20 protein-coding genes and 1 other RNA gene are annotated in these 20,100 nt (G+C 31.5%); 13 read left to right on the forward strand and 8 right to left on the reverse strand.

The features are described from left to right. Positions 1-14: 14 nt before the first annotated feature. The 4 genes from rny to AC3IF2_RS07205 all read right to left on the reverse strand — a co-directional run bounded on the left by rny (position 15) and on the right by AC3IF2_RS07205 (position 2,376). The gene (rny, locus tag AC3IF2_RS07190) at positions 15-1,580 is read right to left on the reverse strand and encodes a ribonuclease Y (protein ID WP_489166397.1); all 1,566 of its coding nucleotides are present in this window, start codon (positions 1,578-1,580) and stop codon (positions 15-17) included. Positions 1,581-1,627: 47 nt separating this feature from the next. Then, positions 1,628-1,736: non-coding RNA, 6S RNA (ssrS, locus tag AC3IF2_RS07195), on the reverse strand. Positions 1,737-1,787: 51 nt separating this feature from the next. Further along, positions 1,788-2,078 carry a cell division protein ZapA gene (locus tag AC3IF2_RS07200; protein ID WP_489166913.1) on the reverse strand — a complete coding sequence of 97 codons (291 nt, stop codon included), beginning with the start codon at positions 2,076-2,078 and terminating at the stop codon, positions 1,788-1,790. A gap of 7 nt (positions 2,079-2,085) precedes the next feature. Then, positions 2,086-2,376: a hypothetical protein gene (locus AC3IF2_RS07205; protein ID WP_489166398.1), complete on the reverse strand. Its 291-nt coding sequence runs from the start codon at positions 2,374-2,376 to the stop codon at positions 2,086-2,088. 163 nt (positions 2,377-2,539) lie between these two features. On the opposite strand from AC3IF2_RS07205, the gene AC3IF2_RS07210 reads away from it, so the two are divergent. The 7 genes from AC3IF2_RS07210 to AC3IF2_RS07240 all read left to right on the forward strand — a co-directional run bounded on the left by AC3IF2_RS07210 (position 2,540) and on the right by AC3IF2_RS07240 (position 9,558). Beyond that, entirely contained in the window at positions 2,540-4,234 is a 1,695-nt protein-coding gene (locus AC3IF2_RS07210; protein ID WP_489166399.1) for a M23 family metallopeptidase, read from the forward strand. A gap of 25 nt (positions 4,235-4,259) precedes the next feature. After that, entirely contained in the window at positions 4,260-6,719 is a 2,460-nt protein-coding gene (locus AC3IF2_RS07215) for a carboxypeptidase-like regulatory domain-containing protein (protein ID WP_489166400.1), read from the forward strand. Between the two features lie 56 nt (positions 6,720-6,775). Then, positions 6,776-7,315, forward strand: a complete 540-nt coding sequence (locus AC3IF2_RS07220) for an RNA polymerase sigma factor (RefSeq protein ID WP_489166401.1) — start codon at positions 6,776-6,778, stop codon at positions 7,313-7,315. A 39-nt stretch (positions 7,316-7,354) separates the two neighbouring features. Next, positions 7,355-7,948, forward strand: coding sequence for a hypothetical protein (locus AC3IF2_RS07225; protein WP_489166402.1), 594 nt, complete (start codon positions 7,355-7,357; stop codon positions 7,946-7,948). 7 nt (positions 7,949-7,955) lie between these two features. Then, positions 7,956-8,423 (forward strand): sensor of ECF-type sigma factor, encoded by a 468-nt coding sequence (locus AC3IF2_RS07230; protein WP_489166403.1) that lies wholly within the window; start codon positions 7,956-7,958, stop codon positions 8,421-8,423. Between the two features lie 51 nt (positions 8,424-8,474). Continuing rightward, positions 8,475-8,801, forward strand: coding sequence for a DUF6515 family protein (locus AC3IF2_RS07235; protein ID WP_489166404.1), 327 nt, complete (start codon positions 8,475-8,477; stop codon positions 8,799-8,801). 97 nt (positions 8,802-8,898) lie between these two features. Beyond that, entirely contained in the window at positions 8,899-9,558 is a 660-nt protein-coding gene (locus AC3IF2_RS07240; protein WP_489166405.1) for a hypothetical protein, read from the forward strand. Positions 9,559-9,597: 39 nt separating this feature from the next. Here AC3IF2_RS07240 and AC3IF2_RS07245 read toward each other — a convergent pair whose 3' ends face one another. Continuing rightward, positions 9,598-10,155 (reverse strand): DUF6252 domain-containing protein, encoded by a 558-nt coding sequence (locus AC3IF2_RS07245; RefSeq protein WP_489166406.1) that lies wholly within the window; start codon positions 10,153-10,155, stop codon positions 9,598-9,600. 90 nt (positions 10,156-10,245) lie between these two features. Then, positions 10,246-11,862, reverse strand: a complete 1,617-nt coding sequence (locus AC3IF2_RS07250) for an ABC-F family ATP-binding cassette domain-containing protein (protein WP_489166407.1) — start codon at positions 11,860-11,862, stop codon at positions 10,246-10,248. A gap of 155 nt (positions 11,863-12,017) precedes the next feature. Between AC3IF2_RS07250 and AC3IF2_RS07255 the strand changes: the two genes are divergently transcribed. Then, complete coding sequence (locus tag AC3IF2_RS07255; protein ID WP_489166408.1) at positions 12,018-13,418, forward strand: TlpA family protein disulfide reductase; 1,401 nt, start codon at positions 12,018-12,020, stop codon at positions 13,416-13,418. 115 nt (positions 13,419-13,533) lie between these two features. After that, entirely contained in the window at positions 13,534-15,276 is a 1,743-nt protein-coding gene (locus AC3IF2_RS07260) for a DEAD/DEAH box helicase (protein WP_489166409.1), read from the forward strand. 63 nt (positions 15,277-15,339) lie between these two features. Here the strand turns inward: AC3IF2_RS07260 and AC3IF2_RS07265 are convergent, their stop codons facing one another. Beyond that, positions 15,340-16,635: an MFS transporter gene (locus AC3IF2_RS07265; protein WP_489166410.1), complete on the reverse strand. Its 1,296-nt coding sequence runs from the start codon at positions 16,633-16,635 to the stop codon at positions 15,340-15,342. Between the two features lie 66 nt (positions 16,636-16,701). Further along, a complete protein-coding gene (locus tag AC3IF2_RS07270) occupies positions 16,702-17,520 on the reverse strand; it encodes a M48 family metallopeptidase (protein WP_489166411.1) in 819 nt (272 codons plus the stop codon). 60 nt (positions 17,521-17,580) lie between these two features. Here AC3IF2_RS07270 and AC3IF2_RS07275 point away from each other — a divergent pair, with 60 nt between their 5' ends. The 4 genes from AC3IF2_RS07275 (at position 17,581) to AC3IF2_RS07290 (ending at position 20,088) form a co-directional block, all read left to right on the forward strand. After that, a complete protein-coding gene (locus tag AC3IF2_RS07275; RefSeq protein ID WP_489166412.1) occupies positions 17,581-18,447 on the forward strand; it encodes an alpha/beta hydrolase in 867 nt (288 codons plus the stop codon). A gap of 3 nt (positions 18,448-18,450) precedes the next feature. Next, a complete protein-coding gene (gene msrB / locus AC3IF2_RS07280) occupies positions 18,451-18,951 on the forward strand; it encodes a peptide-methionine (R)-S-oxide reductase MsrB (RefSeq protein WP_489166413.1) in 501 nt (166 codons plus the stop codon). Between the two features lie 67 nt (positions 18,952-19,018). After that, positions 19,019-19,573, forward strand: a complete 555-nt coding sequence (locus AC3IF2_RS07285) for a DUF1572 family protein (RefSeq protein WP_489166414.1) — start codon at positions 19,019-19,021, stop codon at positions 19,571-19,573. Between the two features lie 8 nt (positions 19,574-19,581). Next, positions 19,582-20,088 carry a DinB family protein gene (locus AC3IF2_RS07290; protein ID WP_489166415.1) on the forward strand — a complete coding sequence of 169 codons (507 nt, stop codon included), beginning with the start codon at positions 19,582-19,584 and terminating at the stop codon, positions 20,086-20,088. Positions 20,089-20,100: the final 12 nt, after the last annotated feature.

Below are 20,100 nucleotides of genomic sequence, written 5' to 3' on the forward strand. Positions count from 1 at the left end.
TGAATTAGTATATTTTACTTAGCTATATTTACAGCTCTTGTTTCTCTAATTACCGTTACACGAACCTGACCTGGATAAGTCATATCGTTTTGAATTTTCTGAGATATATTAAAAGATAATTCTGACGCCTTCAAATCATCGACCTTTTCACTTTCTACGATCACTCGTAATTCTCGACCAGCTTGTATTGCATATGCTTTTTGAACACCTGTAAAACCAAAGGCAACATCTTCTAGATCTTTTAATCGTTGTATGTACGAATCTAACACTTGACGTCTTGCACCCGGTCTTGCACCTGAAATAGCATCACAAACTTGAACAATAGGTGCAATTAACGATTTCATTTCTATCTCGTCATGATGAGCTCCTATGGCGTTACATACATCTTTCTTTTCACCGTATTTTTCAGCCCATTCCATACCCAGTAAAGCATGTGGTAATTCGCTTTCTGTTTCTGGCACTTTACCTATATCATGTAATAATCCTGCTCTTTTGGCAACTTTAGGATTTAAACCTAATTCTGCTGCCATTAAAGCACAAAGATTAGCAACTTCTCGTGAGTGCTGTAATAGGTTTTGTCCATAAGAAGAACGATACTTCATTCGTCCCACAGTTTTAATTAATTCTGGATGCAATCCATGAATTCCAAGATCAATTACTGTACGCTTACCTACTTCAATAATTTCTTGATTAATTTCTTTCTTTGTCTTTGCAACTACTTCTTCTATACGGGCAGGATGTATTCTACCGTCGGTAACTAGTTTATGCATAGACAAACGTGCAATCTCTCTGCGAATAGGGTCAAAACAAGAAAGAATAATAGCTTCTGGTGTATCATCAACAATAATTTCAACTCCCGTTGCAGATTCTAATGCTCTAATATTACGTCCTTCTCTACCAATTATACGTCCTTTAACGTCATCAGACTCTAAGTTAAATACCGAAACGCAATTTTCTACAGTTTGCTCAACACCAACACGCTGAATAGTGCTTAATACAATTTTTTTAGCTTCTTGCTGTGCAGTTAACTTAGCTTCTTCTAAAGTATCTTGTATAAAACCCATAGCATCAGTCTTTGCTTCTTCTTTTAAAGATTCGACTAATTGAGACTTTGCATCATCAGCAGACAGACCAGAAATTACTTCTAATTGTTCTACTTGTTTTTTGTGGAGTTTTTCAGTTTCTACTTTTCTCTTTTCTAAAAATTCTAAGCGATAATTATAATCAGCTTCTTTCGCTTCTAAAGATTTATTTAGCTTCTTATTTTTGTCTAGTTCTTGAGATACTTTAGATTCTTTTTCTCGTATTCTCTTTTCGCCTTCAGAAACTTTCTTATCGCGGGCTAAGATTACTTTTTCGTGTTCTGTTTTAAGCTCTATAAATTTTTCTTTGGCTTGTAATATTTTATCTTTTTTTAGTGTTTCTCCTTCTAATCGGGCTTCTTTTAATATTGAAGAGGCTTGTTTTTTGGCATTTTTAAGTATTAATGATGCTTTATTTTTTTCTAAAGCTTTGGCTATAATAAAACCTATAATTAAACCTACTACGCCAACAAATATTGGCATTATCATTCCTTCCATTTCGTTAATTTTAAGTATAAAAAAACCTACACTAGTTTGGGGTTTTTAAACTCCTTGTAAAACAAGTTTAGGGCTAACTAATTGGTCAAAAATCCACATAAAAGTGGCGCGCTTTCGCAATTAAAACTCACCCTTTTTAATATAATAGTGTTGAGTTTAACAAACAAATAACTAATGTAGGCAGTAAATTGTTATATTTTAAAGAACTTATAAATGGGTGTCTAAAACGGCACTCATTTCTTTTAATTTATCTTCTATTCTATGAGCATCTTGCTCATTATAAATACTTTTAACTTCTTGTAAAGATGCAAACTGTAGTGCACACATAGCTAGCACATCTTGTTTATCTCTTACCTCATAATTCTCTTCAAACTTCTTTATAAGGTCGTTTATTTTCTTTACAGCTTTGCGAATACCCTCTTCTTCACCTTCACTTTTAATTGTTAAGGGGTAAACTCTATCTCCTATCGTAACTTTTATTCTAAGATTGTCATCCATATAGAATTTACTCACCCAACTGAGCTATACATTTATCAATTTCGCGTATTAACGTATTTATTTTTAGTTTAGTTGTATGTTTATCTTCTTTGCTGCCTACAATTGCATTTGCAATTCTTAATGACTCGTATTTGCTTTCTAATTGATGAATAGATTGCTTTTGCGAATCTATCTCTTGAACAAGCTTGTCACTTTTTTCAAGTAATTGTTGATTCTCTATCTGTAACAATTTATATTTAGAAAGTAACTTATCTAATTTACTTTGCAGTGAATCAACTATTTCTAAAACATTACTCATCAATACAAAGAGTATAAACTATATCAACAAATTTAGTATTACTGTTTTAATTAAGCAACTCTTTTAATAATTTATATTAAAACTTATACACAAAATACTGATAAACAAATCATTAATATTTGATTTTTAATTTATATTTTGAATATGTATTTTAGCCGCAATTATGGGGAGAATATTTTTAGTTTTATTATTTCTGGGTACTTGTTTATGGTCTAATTCTCAAATGGCTTATCCAGAAAATTATTTTAGAAAGCCGTTAGATATACCTTTAATTCTTAGTGGAACATTTGGTGAATTAAGAAGTAATCATTTTCACTCAGGGTTAGACATTAAAACCCAGAAGCGTACAGGTTTAAACGTATTCTCTTCTGCCGAGGGTTATATTTCGCGTATTAAAATATCGCATTGGGGTTATGGTAAAGCCTTGTATGTAACGCATCCTAATGGATACACAACTGTATATGGGCATCTAAAAAAATTCTCACCTAAGATTGAAGAGTATGTTAAGAAAAAACAATATGAGAAAGAGAGTTTTGTTATTCAGCTGTTTCCAAAATCTAACGAATTAAAAGTTGAAAAAGGTGAGGTAATTGCCTTTAGTGGTAATAGTGGTAGTTCTGGTGGACCTCATCTGCATTACGAAATTAGAGGTTCGGATGCCAAGCCAATCAATCCTATGCATTTTGGTATTAGTGTTGCCGATACTAAAACTCCTGAAATTAGAGCTGGTGTAGTCTATTCTTTTGGTGATACTTCGCATGTAAATCAAAGTAATCGCATCAAAGAATTAAATATAAATAAGCAACCAGATGGTAGTTTAATAGCTCAAAAAATTGAAGCCTACGGTACAATTGGGTTTGGTATTAATGCTATCGATAAACAAAATGGGGCTTTAAATAATAATGGATTGTTTGATCTCGAAATGAAGGTTAACGGTAGAACTACTTACCAACATACTGTAAATACTTTCTCTTTTAGTGAGTCTCGTTATATAAATACTTTGGTTGATTACAGTCGTTTTTATAAAAAAAGACAACGTATTCAAAAATGTTTTGTTGAGCCTGCCAATAAATTAAGCATTTATAAAAATCTCGTTAATAAAGGATATTTAAAAGTTGAAGATGGGTCTTCATATACTGTGCAAATTATAGCTACAGATTTTAAAGGGAATAAAACAAAACTAATTATTCCAGTAAAAGGGAAAAAAGATTCCATTTATTTAAAGAATCAAGTTAATAAAACACCATATTATTTTAAAAGAAATGTATTTAATAAAGTTTCTGATAGTACAGTTACAGTGGCTTTTCCTAAGCGAAGTTTTTATAGAGACTTTTATTTTGACTTCAAACATGAAAATGATGTTGTAAAGCTTCATAATCCTGGTGTGCCAGTTCATAAAAATTTTACATTAACATTTAACGTTTCTAAATACCAAAAAGCAGAACAAGATAAATTATTTATAGGAAGGATTAATACGAAAGGTATACCGTATTATTCTAATACCAGACGTAAAGAAAATAAACTATATACTTTAAATAAAACATTAGGTAATTATGCTTTATTTTCTGATAATCAAAAACCTAAAATTAAGCCTATAGGTTTTAAAGAAGATCAAGACCTAAGCAAATACAGGTATTTAAAGTTTAGAATTTCTGATAGCCTTTCTGGTATAAAATCATACCGAGCGGAAATTGATGGCGAGTGGATTTTAATGGAATTTGATGCCAAAAAAGGATTATTAACCTATGACTTTAATGATAAAGTTTTAACGGGCGAAAAACATACATTAAAACTAATTGCAGTTGATAATGTTAACAATACGAATACGTATATTGCAACGTTTTATAGAAAATCATAAATTTTAGAACGTAAAGCTTCTTTTTTTGAAAAGTTCGATTGCAGTAATTTTTGTCTTTTTTTTATTTACAACATTCTTGCATGCCCAAACAGGTACTTTAAAAGGTATTATAAAAGATGAAAGTGGTAAACCCATAGAAGGTGTAACTATTCGTTTTGAAGAAAGTGGTACAGCTTCTAATAGTAATGGTGAATATCAACTACAAATTCCATCGGGTAAATTCATTACAATTATATTTAGTCATGTTTCCTTTGAATCTCTTTCCAAAAGAATTCGCGTTCCTAGAAATCGTACAGTAACTTTTTCTCCTAAGCTAAAAACAAGAACAGAACAGATTAAAGAAGTTGTAGTTGAAGATAAAAGAGATAAAGTACAAGGCATTGATAAAGTAGATGTAAAGACTACCAAAGAACTACCTAGCGCAAACGCTGGTATAGAAGCAACTTTACGAAATATTGGCTTAGGTGTTAGTGGAAATAACGAATTAAGTACTCAATACAATGTTCGTGGTGGTAATTACGACGAAAATCTAGTCTATGTAAACGGAATTGAAGTATATCGTCCTTTTTTAGTACGTTCTGGCCAACAAGAAGGTTTAAGTTTTGTAAATCCAAATCTTACCAGGAATGTAAGATTTTCTGCAGGTGGTTTTCAAGCTAAATATGGAGACAAATTATCTTCTGTTTTAGATATTACTTATAAAAAACCAAAGGAATTTAGTATAGAGGCAGATGCTAGTTTGTTGGGAGCTAGTGCAACTATAGAAGGATTAATGTTAGATGAGAAACTATCTGCAATTTTAGGTGTACGCTATAGAAATAATAGTCTTTTTGTGAATTCTAAAGACACCGAAACCAACTTTAAGCCAAATTTCACTGACGCACAAACCTATTTATCTTATAATTTCAATAATAAATTCAACATCGATTTTCTTGGTACGTTTTCATTAAATAATTATGATTATACACCCATAACTCGTAGAACAAATTTTGGTACTATTGCAAATACACAAGCATTGGTTGTAAATTATCAAGGGCGTGAAAATGACAACTATTTGACCTTATTTGGAGCATTAAAAGCTACATATGTAGCTAACGACAATCTTGTATTTAATTTAATCACATCAACATACAATACTCAAGAAGAAGAACATTTTGATATTTTTGGATCGTATGGTATAGGAGAAGTCAATGCAGATTTTGGCAGTGATAACTTCGGTGATGTAGAGTTTGTACAAGCCATTGGTTCTCAATTAGATCATGCTCGTAATGATTTGGATGCTCTCATTTCTAACGTTCAATTAAAAGCTACTATAAAAAAGGATGATAATGTCTTCGAAGTTGGTGTAAAATATCAAACTGAAAACATAAAGGATAGAATTATTGAATGGGAGGTGATAGATTCAGCTGGTTTCTCATTAAGACCTCCTAACCTATTACCAAGAAATGATGAACCTTACAATTCGTTTACAGGCCCTATAGTACCGTTTACAAGTGCTAGAGCTTTTAATGATGTGACCACAAATCGTGTTTCTGGATTTGCGCAATGGAGTCGACAATTTGATATTAATAACCATCAATTATGGATGAATCTAGGTGTTAGAACCCAAAACTGGACCATTAAACCAAAAAATGAAGCTTCAGATAAACATACAGTTGTAAGCCCAAGAGTTCAATTTGCTTTCAAGCCAGATTGGCAAAAAGACATGCTTTTTAGATTGTCTGGTGGGTATTATTATCAACCTCCTTTTTATCGTGAACTTAGAGATTCTCTAGGTACTGTACATCCAGAAGTAAAAGCACAACGCTCTATACATTTTGTATTAGGCAATGATTATAGTTTTAAGCTCTGGGACAGACCTTTTAAATTAGTTACTGAAGCATATTACAAATCATTATCAGATGTAAATCCGTTTACGGTAGATAATGTACAAATTAGATATAGAGCAAGAAATAATGCTAAGGCTTTTGCAACGGGTTTTGATGCTCGTTTAAATGGTGAATTTGTTCCAGGAACTGAATCCTATGTAACCTTTGGTTATTTGGTAACAAAAGAAAATATTGAAGATCGAGGTTACATCTCCAGACCAACAGATCAGCGATTGAAATTTGCCATCCTCTTTCAAGATTATGTACCAAGTAATCCTAATTTAAAAATGTATTTAAACATGGTTTACAATACAGGTGTACCTGGTGGCTCTCCCTCTTATGCCGATCCTTATATCTTCCAAAATAGATTAAAAGATTATTTTAGATCAGATGTTGGTATTTCATATGTTTTAGTAGATCAAAAAAAGAAACCTCAAGCTACTTGGCTACAAAAATTCAAAGAATTTTCTGTAGGCATCGAGCTATTTAATATGTTCGATGTTCAAAACTCTATTACCAATACTTGGGTGCGTGATATCGCTTCACAACAATCTGTAGCTGTACCAAACTTCTTATCGGGTAGAGTATTAAATGTTAAAGCTAGTGTTCGTTTTTAAAATTCAATATTAAACCTTTTTCTTCGTTAATAGTCTAAGTACAAAATCCAAACTTAGTGATAGAAGAATCGGTACTTATCGAACAGTTAAAAAATACTCAAACTCAAGATATTGCTTTCAGAGAATTAATGACGCAATATAAAGAGCGATTGTATTGGCATATTCGTAAGATCGTTATTTCACATGATGACACCGATGATGTATTACAAAATACTTTCATAAAAGTTTATAGAAATATTGATAAATTTAATGCCGATAGCAAGCTTTATTCTTGGATGTATCGTATTGCAACCAATGAATCGATAACATTTATCAATAAAAAAGCAAAAGCTAATAATGTAGATATTAGCGAAATGCAATACAAGCTAACAGAAAGCTTAGAGGCAGATGTACATTATGATGGTGACGAGATGCAATTAAAATTGCAAAAAGCAATCGCTACCTTGCCACAAAAACAGCAGTTAGTATTTAATATGAAGTATTTTGATGATATGAAATACAAAGAAATTTCAGAAGTTCTAGAAACTTCTGTTGGATCACTAAAAGCATCATATCATCATGCAGTAAAAAAAATTGAACATATTTTAACACAATAATATTAAACCATTTAAGTATTTTTTAGTCTAATTGGCGAAATGAAACAGAATATTTTAGACATATTAAAACAAAAAGGCAGCGGATTCAAGGTTCCAAAAGGATATTTTGATACTGTAGAAGATACTGTTATGTCTGAACTAAAAACTGAAAAATTCCCTCTTAAGGAAGGTTACGCCATACCTAAAGGTTATTTTAAAACAGTAGAAGATGATGTATTTAATAAATTAGGAAAAGAATTTATTAAAACCGAAAGTTTTGATATACCAAAAGATTACTTTGAGACATTAGAAGATAGAGTCTTTGATCGATTGAAGGAAGAAAAAGTAAAAGAACCTAAAGTAGTTTCATTAAATTCTAAGATTAAAAAAGTACTTATACCTTTGGCAGTAGCTGCTTCTTTACTACTTATAATCATGGTTAACTATAATAATAATTCTCCTATAAATACTACTGTTGTTGAAGCAGAAGTTGATAAATGGATAGAAGATGATCTAATATCACTAGATAGTTATGAAATTGCAGAAGTTTTTAATGATGTTGATTTAACCGAAAATGATACTTTTGACGATGATACAGAATTGCTAGATTATTTAAATGGCACGGATGTTGAAAGTATGATTCTGGAAAATTAAAAAATTAATGAAAAAGATTTTTTTTATACTACTAATCACCATGTTTTCATTGCAAAGTTTTGCTCAGCAAAATGCTAGAGAAAAAATTAAAGCAATGAAAACTGCATTTATAACAAACGCATTAGATCTTTCATCAAAAGAAGCACAACAATTCTGGCCAGTATATAATGAGTATGATAAAAAAATCTATACCTTAAAAACATTAAAAACAAGAGAATTGACCAGAAGAATGCGAGTAGCAGGTGGTGTTAATCAGCTATCTGATACTGAAGCAAATGCCATTTTAAGCGAATTTATAGAAATAGATTTTAATGTCGCTAAGGCTAAACAAGAATTACAGCAAAAACTTAAAAATATTGTCTCTGGCAAGAAAATAATAATGCTTTTTAAAGCTGAGCAAGACTTTAACAAAAAGTTATTGCGAGACTTTAGAGACAAGCGTAAGAGCAATTTACAAAAACGTACAAGAAACTAACAGAAACTACGTTATTAAACTGAATTAATAATCTAAATTAATCTTGTACAAATGAATAAGTTGAAAAATGTTTTATTAATGCTAATTGCTTTCTTAGGGTTAACTATTAGTCAAGCCCAAGAAAAAGAAACGATTAAGCATACTGAGAAACAAGAAAAAGTTACAAAACATGATGGTATTACCTATTATGTAATTGATGGATTGTGGCATACAAAAATGAATAATAAGTATGTTTTAAAACCTGCACCAAAAGGAGCTCGAATTACATTTTTACCAAAAGGAGGTGAAATTGTTAGCATGGCTGGTAAAAAATATTATAAATGTCGAGGTGTGTTTTATAAAAAAGGAAATGACTACTACGAAGTAGTACGGCTTTAGCATTTTAGAAAATAAATATTAAAATACCTCAATTAAATTGAGGTATTTTTTTTACAATATTTTATATTCGCCTTTTTTAATTTTAAAACCAAAAAACATGAAAAAACTTTTATTTCTATTTTTCTTATTTACTATTACTTTTTCAACTGCTCAAACAAGTCTTTACGAGAACCCTAAATTTGATGAAATAGCAAAAAATCATAAAATAATTGCAGTAGTCCCATTTAAAACTCAAGTAAAATTGCGTCCAAAACAAATGAAGGACATGACTGATGAAAAGCTGCATAGATTAGAAAAAGCTGAAGGAGAAAGCATACAAACAGCTATGTTCTCTTGGTTTTTAAAACGAAAAAAAAGAGGTAAATTATTACATATAACCGTTCAAGACCCAAAAGTTACAACGACATTATTGAAAAAACAAAATATAGATTATGACAATCTGAATGAATATACTCCACAAGAATTAGCAAAAATATTAGAAGTAGACGCAATTATTTCTGGCGAATTCGAAACCAATAAGCCAATGTCTGAAGGTGCTTCAGTTGCTTTAGGGTTATTAATCGGTTTTTGGGGAGCAACAAATAACGCAATTATCAATATGAGTGTTCATAATGCCATCGACGGGGAATTATTGTGGAATTATAATAAGAAAGTACGAGGCAGTATTGGCAGTAGTCCTGAAGATCTAATAAATGTTCTCATGCGCAAAGCATCTAGAAGGTTGGCCTATACAAAACAAGAAAAGGGTAAAAAATAATTATCAAAAGGAAGCTAAAAGCTTCCTTTTTTACTTTTATTAATTTGCTCTTAGCAAAATGTATTCTATATTTCGAAATAATCCTTCAGTAATTTCTAGATCTTCAGGATATCCTAAAGGATCATTTGGATCATCTTTAAAATAATATTCACCTGAAAAAGTGCCCGAAACTTTACTCTCAGAACAAGAAGTTACTGAGGCAAACTCTTGAGGGATACCATCATTATTTTCAACTGCATAGTGTACTGAAAATGAATTGTTATTTTCTTGATTTTTAAAATAAATAACCATTAAAACTTCTGTACCATTACCATAATTGTCATAACTACCCGATGGCATACATTCATTAAGATTTCTATTAGCTATGGCAAATTGTATTTTGTATTTATCGTTTTCTGCAGTAATATCAAAACGTTGTCCATTAGAATATTGAATTATGGTAGATTGAGATAGCTTAGTAGCTTCAAATAATTCACCATTGATTCTAGCACTAAAATAAGGGTCGCCGCTATCAACACTTTCGTCGCTAGAACAAGATGTACACAAGATTACTAAAGTTATGGCTAACATAGCCATAATTGATTTTTGGTTTTTCATTTTTGATTTATTTATTATAAATATAAGTTATATAACGAAAAAAACCGATTGAGATTTCAATCGGTTTTTAAATTTATATTAATAAGCTATTTAAGAATACATCTTACTTCTTAACTCTTTTATCTTAGCATCTTGAAAATACTCATCAAAAGTCATATAACGATCTATAACACCACTAGGTGTTAATTCAATAATGCGATTACCAACAGTCTGTGCAAACTCATGATCATGTGTAGAAAATAATACAGTTCCTTTAAAGTTCTTTAATGAGTTATTAAAAGCCTGAATAGATTCTAGATCTAAGTGATTTGTTGGTTCATCTAGTAACAAAACATTCGCTCTAATCATCATCATTCTAGAAAGCATACAACGTACTTTTTCTCCACCAGATAAAACATTACATTTCTTTAATGCCTCCTCTCCACTAAAGATCATTTTTCCTAAAAATCCGCGTATATAGACTTCTTCGCGCTCTTCTTCAGTTGTTGCCCACTGACGTAGCCAATCAACCAAAGTTAGATCGCTTTTAAAAAACTCAGAATTATCTAATGGTAAGTACGATTGACTTGTAGTAACACCCCAAGAGTATTTGCCAGAATCAGATTTTAAATTATCATTTAAAATCTCATAAAAAGCAGTAACAGCCTTAGAATTTCTAGAAAAAACAACAACTTTATCTCCTTTAGTTAAGTTTATATGAATGTCTTTAAATAATAGTTCTCCGTCAAGAGTTTTACTTAATCCCTCTACATTTAGAATTTGGTCACCAGCTTCGCGATCACGATCAAAAATAATAGCAGGATACCTTCTGCTCGAAGGTTTTATATCTTCTATATTTAATTTTTCAATCATCTTTTTTCTACTAGTTGCTTGTTTAGATTTTGCAACATTGGCAGAAAAACGACGAATAAATTCTTCTAGTTCTTTTTTCTTATCCTCAGCCTTTTTGTTTTGCTGAGCTCTCTGACGTGCAGCTAATTGACTTGATTCGTACCAAAATGTATAATTACCAGAGTAATGATTTATCTTACCAAAATCAATATCGGAAATATGAGTACAAACAGCGTCTAAAAAGTGTCTATCGTGGGAAACTACAATTACAGTATTATCATAATTCGCTAAAAAATGCTCTAACCAAGAAATAGTTTCGTAATCTAAATCGTTGGTTGGCTCATCCATAATTAATACATCAGGGTTTCCAAATAGTGCCTGTGCTATTAACACACGTACTTTAGATTTACCATCCAAATCACCCATTAACGTATAATGAGCATTTTCTTTTATACCTAGATTAGATAACAAGGCAGCTGCATCACTTTCGGCATTCCATCCATCCATTTCTTCATACTGTACTTGCAATTCTCCTATTCTATCAGCATTAGCATCCGAATAATCGGCATACAGTTTATCCATTTCAGTTTTTACTTCATACAAAGGCTTATTCCCTTTTAAAACAGTTTCTAAAACCGGAAATTCGTCATAAGCAAAGTGGTCTTGAGAAAGAACTGACATTCTCTTACCCGTTTCTAACGAAACTGTACCAGAAGTAGGCTCTTGCTGACCAGAAAGAATCTTTAAAAAAGTTGACTTACCAGCACCATTAGCACCTATAATACCATAACAATTACCTTTAGTAAAAGTTGTATTAACTTCATCGAATAAAATACGTTTTCCAAATTGTACTGATAAGTTAGAAACAGTTAACATATTGCTTATTTTAAAATTTTGGCAAAAGTAATGAAATAGCATGTGTTTTAACTATAATTAACTATATAATTTAACATCTAATTAACAGGTTTGAACTGGTCAGATAATTACTTTTGCTGTGTAGAAAGATTATGTTAGATTTGGACTCATTATAAATGAAAAAGCTATTGAAATATAAATTACTATTACTACTTTTTATTATTCTCTCGGCTTGCGTTGGTGAAAAAGGTGTCACCGATGTTACTTACTTTGGTGGTAAAATCATTAATCCTAAAGATTCTTACATTTTCTTTTTTAAAGGAGAAGAATTATTAGATTCAACAAAACTATCAGAAAAAAATAAGTTCCAATTTAAATTCGACTCTATACAAGAAGGCATGTATACTTTTAGGCATGGTCCAGAAGTACAGTTTATCTTTTTAGAACCAAATGACAGTTTATTGTTACGCCTGAATACATGGGATTTTGACGAGTCTTTAGTTTTTAGCGGAAAAGGAGCCGATAAAAATAATTTATTAGCTAATTTGTTCTTAATCAATGAAAAAGAAGATAAATTATTTTACGATTTCTATAAGCTAAATGATAGTTTGTTCCAATTAAAAATAGATTCCTTACTATTAGAAAAACAAAAATTATTTTATACGCTTAAAGAAGATGCAGTTGATATTTCTCCTTTGTATGAAAAATATGTAGTTGCTGCAATGGAACTGCCCTTATATAGAAAAAAAGAAGCGTATCCTTACCGTCATAAAAAAGCTTTGGGTCTTAAAGAATACCCACATATGAATCCTAAATTTTATAAATTCAGGAAGAGTATTGACTTAAATGATAGCGACTTAATCAACTTATATGCATATCACGATTATATAAAAACATACTTATATCACTTAAGTTTCGAGAAAGAAATATTAGAAGAAGGCAAAAGCCCAATGGCAGTTAACTTTTTGGAAGCTATTGCTGATAATGTTAAAAACGAAAAATTAAAAAACAACTTATTAGGTGAAGGTATGTGGAATATTTGTCTTAGTGATTATATTTCTAAAGAGCAGAAACTTAGAGCTAAAAAAATATTCTTTGAGCATTCTAGTGATGAAAATCATAATAATGAAATTAAAGATCTAATAGCTGCTAATGAAGATTTACCAGATAATACTCAATTGCCAAAGCTTACAGTTTTAAATTCTTATGGAAATAAGATGCTTCTAAATGATGTAATTAAAGGTACAAATGCTGTAATTTATTTTTGGCCAAAAAATCATCGCCAATTAGAAAATATGGTTAAAAGAGTAAATTATTTAGAAAAGCAGTACCCTAAAGTATTATTTATTGGAATAGATGCTAAAAATCCACCTCAAAAATGGAAGTTATTTGTTAATGAATATAAGCTAACTCCTAAAGAGCAATTTCAGTTAGATAAAAATACAGATAACAACTGGTTACACTTAGATCATTCAAGAGCTATTCTTATTAATCAAAATGGTGTTGTAAATAGAAGTTTTACACATCTTTCTAGTCATTACATTAAAAAACAACTTGCAAACTTGGAAAAACACTAGTTGTAGTGTTAATTCAATTAATTTAGTTTACTTTTGCAGCCTGATAAAAACAAGAGGCTTATTTATCTGCTAACGAGCATTTTACTTTGGAGCCTTAGTTTGATAAATTATACATATGTCTCAATTCAATGAACTTGGCTTAAGCCAAGTAATTGTTTCTGCGCTAGATGATCTAGGGTATGAACAACCAACTCCTATACAGGAGAAAACTATTCCGCAAATCTTAATGTCTCCAGATGACTTAAAGGCCTTTGCTCAAACTGGTACTGGTAAAACTGCCGCATTTAGTTTACCTATCATAGAACAAGTAGATACCAGTTCTAATAATACACAAGCTATTATTTTATCACCAACAAGAGAATTGGCTATTCAAATTGGCAAAAACATAGAAGAGTTTTCGAAAAATTTGGGTAATCTAAATGTAATTACTGTCTATGGCGGTGCTGATATTGAAAAGCAAATTAGAGGATTAAAAAAAGGTGCTCAAATTGTTGTAGGTACGCCTGGTAGAACAGTTGATCTCATTAAGCGCAAGAAATTAAAATTAAGTAATATTAAATGGGTTGTTCTCGATGAAGCCGACGAAATGCTTAATATGGGCTTCAAAGAAGACCTAGATAAGGTTTTAGAAGTTACTCCAGACAATAAACAAACATTGTTGTTTTCGGCCACTTTCCCTAAAGAAGTGAATGCGATAGCTAAGAATTACATGCATAATCCGGTTGAGATTGATGCTGGTAAACGTAATAGTGGATCGGATAATGTTTCGCATGAATATTACTTAGTTTCAGAACGAAATAGATATTCAGCTTTAAAACGTCTCGCAGATATCAATCCTGATATTTATGGAATTGTTTTTTGTAGAACTCGTAGAGAAACTAAAGATGTTTCAGCAAAGTTAATTGCAGATGGCTATAATGCAGATGCTCTCCATGGTGATCTTTCACAAGCTCAGCGTGACATTGTTATGGAAAAGTTTAGAAATAAGCATTTGCAAATATTAGTTGCTACCGATGTTGCAGCTCGTGGACTCGATGTAAATAATTTAACCCATATTATCAATTATAAATTGCCAGATGAAGCTGAATCTTATACACATAGAAGTGGAAGGACAGGTAGAGCTGGTAATAAAGGTATTTCTATAGCCATTGTTACAAATGGTGAAAAAAGAAAGCTCTCGCCTATTGAAAAGAAGATTGGTAAAAAGTTTGTTGCAAAGCAAGTGCCGAACGGAAAAGAGATTTGTGAGAAACAATTGTTTAAGCTAATCGAAAAAGTTAAAGAAGTCGAAGTAAATGATAGCCAAATTGAAGGATATCTTGACGGGATTTATTCTAAATTAGAAGGATTAGATAGAGAAGAATTAATTAGAAAGTTTGTTTCTATAGAGTTTAATCAGTTCTTATCATATTACGAGGATGCCCAGGATCTAAATGGTGACACTAGTAAAGAACGTAGAAGAAGTAGTGATGAAAACTTTACAAGATTTTATATCAACCTCGGAAAGATAGATAAATTGAATCCTGCTCGTTTAATTGGCATTATCAATGAAAATTTAGATAAAGGCGATGTTGAAATTGGCCAAATAGAGATATTAAAGAATTTTTCGTTCTTCGAAATTGATAAAAATGTAGAAGAAGCCATTCTAAAATCTTTTAAAAATACAGAATTTGAAGGTAGAGGCGTTATTGTAGAAGTTACTAAAAAGCAAAAACAACAAAGTCGCGGTAGAAAACGTGGTGGTTTTGGCGGAGGAAGACGTCGTTCTGGAGGAGGAGATTTTAACAGAGGTAATCGTTCTTTTCAAGGAAATAGCAATAGAAACCAATCTGGAGGTAGAAGAAGTAGAAAAAGGTAGTTTTAGTGGAAATTTGAATTACCTTAGACCAGTTAGAAACATTCGTTTTTAGCTGGTCGTTTTTTATTGAACATATTTTGTTTTTTTCAAATAGCTCAATACTATAAAAGAAGCCAAAAAGAAAATAGCCAAAAATAATACACTCCACTGCATTGAGTCTGTTATAGCGTAAAGCAACCCATAAACAAAAGTTCCTAACACAATAGCTATTTTTTCGGTTACATCGTAAAAACTAAAATAGGTAGCATGGTCTTCAGTCTCAGGCAATAACTTAGAATAAGTAGATCGAGTTAATGATTGTATTGCTCCTTGAACCAAGCCTAATAATCCACCAAGTCCATAAAAATAAATATGTACATTCTCTTGACTTTTATCTAACATAAAAGCTAAAAAACATACTATAGTCCAAATTGCTAATGTAATTTTTAGTGCCTTTATATTTCCGACACGAGCAGATACTCTAGAAAAAATTGCTGCACCAACTATTGCTACTAATTGTACTACAATTATTGTTATTATGAGGTTTGTTGACGGTAATCCTAACTCACTAGAACCAAAAATTGCCGCCATTAAAATAATAGTTTGTACTCCAACACTCAGTAGGAAAAATGAAATCAGAAAAGTTCTTAATTGAGGATAATTTACCAAGTCTTTTGCAACAATTTGTAATTCTCTAAGGCCTTTCCATATATAATCTTTTTCTGGTTTTTTATGATATACATTATTTGGCAACTTACTAAAAGTAACATGTGCAAAACCCAACCACCATAACCCAATCATAATAAAAGAAATGCGCGAAGCCATTCCAGATTCAATTCCTAATAGTTCTGGCTTCATAATCATTATTAAATTGATAATTAGTAAAATAACCGATCCAGTATATCCATAAATAAATCCTTTAGCACTTACCGCATCTTGCTGTTCCGGGTGTGCAACTTCTGGCAAATAAGCATTATAAAAAACGATACTACCCCAGAAACCTATACTGGCAAGAATCGAAAAAACTATTCCTACCCAAGTGGTTTCATAAGAATCGAAAAAATATAACGCCATTACTGAGAGTGATCCTAACCAGCAAAAGGCTTTTAAAAACTTCAGTTTATTACCCGTATAATCTGCAATCCCCGAAAGGATAGGTGAAATAAATGCTACAATTAAAAAGGAAAATGACAAAGCATAACTATACAAAGAATCTGGATGATCCCAGCTTGTACCCATAAACCAAACTACTTTATCTTTGGTCACCGCTCCATAATACAATGGAAATATGGCTGTTGAAATTGCCAAAGAATACACAGAATTTGCCCAATCGTAAAAGGCCCAGGCATTGATTAGTTTTTTATCTCCTCGTTGTAGCATAAATAAAAAATAAGAGCCGTTCTAAAATTTAGAACGGCTCACAATGTACTAATTTTTCTACTATCTTTAATTAGTCATAGTCTGGGCATTTAGCTTTTTAGCTAAAACTTTAGCTTTAGGAATCCACTCTGTCAATCCTTTAATACGTGTCTGATTGGAAGGGTGTGTACTTAAGAATTCTGGTGGAGCTGCTTGTGCTCCTTTACGTTGACTCATTCGTATCCAAACATTAACTGATTCAGCAGGATTATAACCTGCCATGATCATAAATACAACGCCTAATTTATCGGCTTCTGTTTCGTGTGTTCTACTAAACTTTAGTTGTCCTAACTGAGAACCTATGCCGTAAGCTGTCATCCACATCTGACGTTGCTGAGGGTTTTTATTACCTGTTGCCAAAGCTACACCTAAACCACCAGCTTGTGCCAACATACCTGTAGACATACGCTCTGCACCATGTCTGGCAAAAGCGTGTGCAACTTCGTGACCCATAATAGCAGCAACACCATCAACATTTTTTGCTATTGGCATTATACCAGTATAAAAAACTGTTTTACCGCCTGGCATTGCCCAAGCATTTACTGTTTTATCTTCTATTAAATTAAATTCCCATCGATAAGCATCAGCTTTTTCTGCCATACCATTAGCACGCATGTAACGATCTACAGCTCCAGCTATACGTTTACCCACAGTTTTAATTTGATTTGTCATTTCTGCATCAGTAGATACTTTATTCTGATCTAGAAATCCTTGGTATTGTTGAAATGCCATTGGTAAAATCTGTGCATCACTAACAAGACTAAATTGTTTTCTTCCTGTAATTGGCACTGTACTACAACTCCATAAAAATAAAGAAACTATACTAAGTGCTACTATTTTTTTCATAATACTATTCATTTAATTGATTAAAGTTTAAATATACAAATTTTGTATAAATTCGTAATTATGAATGATAAATCAAAATCTATTCCAAAACAAGGTCATAATATTCCTAGCTCGATAATATCTACAGGAAAAACCTTGCAATTCTTCTCAGCTTCATTGGCAGCTAAGTTTGTTTACAAACTATTTATTACACCTTTTAAGTTCAATACGCCTGAACGTGAACTAATGATGCGCAAAAGTGCAAAGAACATTCTTGAAAAAATTCCTGGAATAGATAAAGATATTATGATATATGAATATGGGTTTTCTAAAACTAAAATTTTATTAGCCCATGGATGGGCAGGTCGTGGTACACAATTATATGAAATTGCTGATAAATTATTAGAGAATGGTATGATGGTAATTGCTTATGATGCTCCTGCACACGGCCAATCGGAAGGGAAAACAACCAACATACAAGAATCTATAGAAACACTTAAATATATAAATGAAAAATATGGTCCGTTTGAAGCGGCAATTGGTCATTCTTTTGGTGGCATCTCTTTATTAAATGCACAATCTGAAAAGCCATTCATTAATAAATTAGTTGTTATTGGCATTGAGGGTTCTATCAATAAAATAATAGATGTCTTGGTTAAAAATTTACAATTAAGACAAAAAGTTTCAGCTAAAGTTAAAAAGCTTATTAATTCAAAATATAATAAAGACATCGAAACTTTTGCAGCTTATAAAGCTGCTAAGAATATCTCAATCCCCACGCTTGTTATTCAAGATACTCAAGACAATGATGTCGATGTAAGTAGTGCTTATAAACTTCGTCAAAATCTTAAGAATGGCCTTTTATTAGTCACCAATGGTCTCGGGCATAGAAAAATTTTACGTGACAAAAAGGTTATCAATAAGATTATTGATTTTATTAAAATTTAAACCATGAAACATATCTTGTCTATTTCTCTACTATTACTTTTTATTAGCTGCACTTCAATTGCTCAAGAGAAAAAAAATAAGAAATCAACGAAAAAACAAATGGCAAAAAAGATAAAAAAAGTAGTAAAAACCGAAGCTCAATGGAAAGCCGAATTAACACCACAAGAATATTATGTACTTAGACAAAAAGGTACAGACAGACCAGGAGATGATGGTTATACCAAGCATTTTGAAAAAGGCACCTATCATTGTAGAGCTTGTGATTTACAATTATTCGAATCTGGTAGTAAATATGAATCTCATTGTGGTTGGCCTTCTTTTGATGATGCTATACCTGGCACTATAGAATTTACAAGAGATACCAGTCATGGTATGATACGTACAGAAATTACTTGTACTAGATGTGATAGTCATTTAGGGCATATTTTTGATGATGGGCCACGTGAAACTACAGGCAAAAGATATTGTGTAAATACAAGTTCTATCAAATTTGTTAAATCGTAGAAAAGCCAAAGATTTTAAGTAAATTAGAGTTCTCTTTTTAGGGGAACTCTTTTTATTTTTAGAAACCATGAGTGAGAATTATATAAATAGTGTAAAAAAGCAATTCAATTATTATAAAAGTTTAGGTGATAGAACCTTTGAGCAACTAACCGAAGAACAACTATTTTGGCAAAGTGGTGAAGAAGATAATTCTATCGCCATTATTGCTAAACATATTGCTGGCAATATGTTAAGTCGCTGGACAAACTTTTATACTGAAGATGGTGAAAAAGAGTGGAGAAATAGAGATCAAGAATTTATAAATACTTTCACCACAAAGGAAGAAGTCATTGCTTATTGGGAATCTGGTTGGAGCTGCTTATTTAATATTACTAATGCGCTTAAGGCGGAAGATCTAGAGCGGATAATTTATATAAGAAACATTGGGCATTCCGTTACAGAAGCTATTAATAGACAATTAAGCCATTATCCATTTCATCTTGGGCAAATAGTCTATTTAGGAAAAATGATGAAAGGTAAAGATTGGAAAAATTTATCTGTACCAAAAAATCAATCTGAAGCTTATAACAAGGAAAAGTTTAGTAAAGAAAAACATCGCGGTCACTTTATTGATGAATTATAAATTAAAATATGGAACGTACTAAGTGGGTCGATAGAAAATTTAATTTAGGTATTCCTGAAGGATGGTTGCCTAATATTTTAACTCGTTTAGACGGGGTAACTATTCGTTTAAAACATTTGACTAAAAACTTACCTGATGATTATTTAAGTACTCAGCTTAATGACAAGTGGAGTATTAAAGAACATATTGGTCATTTAGTAGATCTCGAAGACTTACATATTGGTAGAGTGACTGATTTTATGAATCGAAAAGAAATTTTAAGAGCAGCAGACATGAGTAATAAGAAAACCTATGCTGCAAATCATAATGAAAAATCAATTGAAAAATTGATTGAAGAGTTTGATCTTAAAAGAAATGTTTTAATTGCCTCTTTAAAAAATCTTGATGACGAATCACAGAAATTTGTAGCTACTCATCCTCGTCTACAAGTACCTATGAAAGCTGTTGACATGGCATTTTTTACTGCAGAACACGACGATCATCATATTGCAAGTATCCAAGAAACACTTGAGTAATAGAAGATTACT

This window comes from Maritimimonas rapanae (assembly GCF_057837205.1).